We start from the raw sequence: 1,486 nt of genomic DNA, 5'->3' as shown, positions 1-1,486 counted from the left end.
GTCAGACCGTTGGAGAATGGGTGCGTGGTCAGATGCACGGTGACCGGGTCCTTCTTGTCCTGGGTCAGGGAGCGAATCCGCTGGAGACTGGCAATGAAGGCTTCCACCTGCTCTGGCCCCTTGATCGCATTCAGCCCCAGGCCCCCCACCGTGAACGCGCGGTAGCGTTTGCCGCCGTCGAAGGCGTCGAACGCGAAGGACGCAGTGCCCATCGTGTGCCCGGGGGTCTCGAAAGCCTGCAGCGTCACGCCGCCGACCTTGAGAATCTGGCCGTCCGTCAATACCTGGTCGCGTTCGATCATGGTCCAGCGATCTGGCCGGCTGGCCGACTGAACCGCAGATTCGGCCGCTTCGCGCCAGCCTTCGGATGTCATGGCGAAGCGGGCGTTGGGCAACTTCGATTTGAGCTTCGCTGCGCCGCCTGCGTGATCGAAGTGACCATGAGTCACTACGACCTGCCGGATGTCGTTGGGCTCGAACCCGATTCTGCGGATGTTGTCGAGCATCGTATCGGTGTAGGGACCGTAGAGGGTATCGATCAGCACGTGACCCGATGGCGAGGTAATCAGCCACGCCGATACCCAACAGATGCCCACGTAGTACACGTTGTCGAACGCCTGGTACGGCTCGATGGTCTGCAGTGCGGCATCCTGCAGGAAGCGACCCAGGTCTGGCGGCATGCGGCCGGTTTCGCCGAACACGGTGAACATGGCGGCGATAGGCGCCGATTCGCAGCGTGTGGTGAGCGGATCCTGCGCCGACGCAGCGGTAGCCGACGCGGCCAGTCCCGCTGCCACAAGTGTTCGAATCACGGAGCGCGGGCTTCTATGGCGGCCAGCGAAACTCGACATGGACTTGTCTCCTTGCATTGTTGTAGGTGTGGTTGTGCCCAGGGGGAAAAGTGTGTCGGAGCGACGCCACGAGGGCAATCAACAAATTTTGTTCCATTGATTAGAAATCCTTCATGGTTTCCGCGCGTTCCGTTCTCTACCACCGGATCGTTCGGTCAGTGCGATTCGGCATCTGACCCGTGGGCGTGCTGCCGCTGTTGCTCCCTGTATGCGAGCAGTTCGACGAAGGCGCGGACCTTTGCGGGGCGAAAGCGTGCGGCCGGAAAAACCGCATGGATGCCGCCGGAAGGAAGGCGCCACTGGGGCAGGACCTGGATGAGTCGGCCGGCGGCGAGTTCGTCTGCAATCGCGTAGTCCGGGAGCACAGAGAGCCCTGCGCCCTGGCACACGGCCTCGCGCACCGCGAGCGTCGCATCGAGAAAAATAGAGGCCTGCACATTCACGGCTTGGCGCTCGATCTCGTTTCGCGAGAAATTCCACCGGAGGTGCTCACGCAAGGCGGTGTTGGCGACAAAAGGCAAATCCGCGATCTCCTTAGGCTCAGTGAGTCGCGCCGCCTGTGAAGCCATGGAGGAGGGCGCGACAAGCAATTGCCGGAAGTTGCCGATYTTGCGCGCCTGCTGACTGGTCTCGGC

General features: G+C 62.2%; 2 protein-coding genes. Both read right to left on the bottom strand.

The features are described from left to right. The coding region (locus AC1DY5_RS55355) for an MBL fold metallo-hydrolase (protein WP_478122654.1) at positions 1-851 on the bottom strand (851 nt) is incomplete at its 3' end. 155 nt (positions 852-1,006) lie between these two features. Next, a partial coding sequence (locus AC1DY5_RS55350; RefSeq protein WP_478122653.1) for a LysR substrate-binding domain-containing protein occupies positions 1,007-1,486 on the bottom strand: 480 nt, incomplete at its 5' end.

Source organism: Variovorax sp. P4_D9 (assembly GCF_056401695.1).
This window is presented reverse-complemented; position numbering and strand designations above follow the sequence as displayed.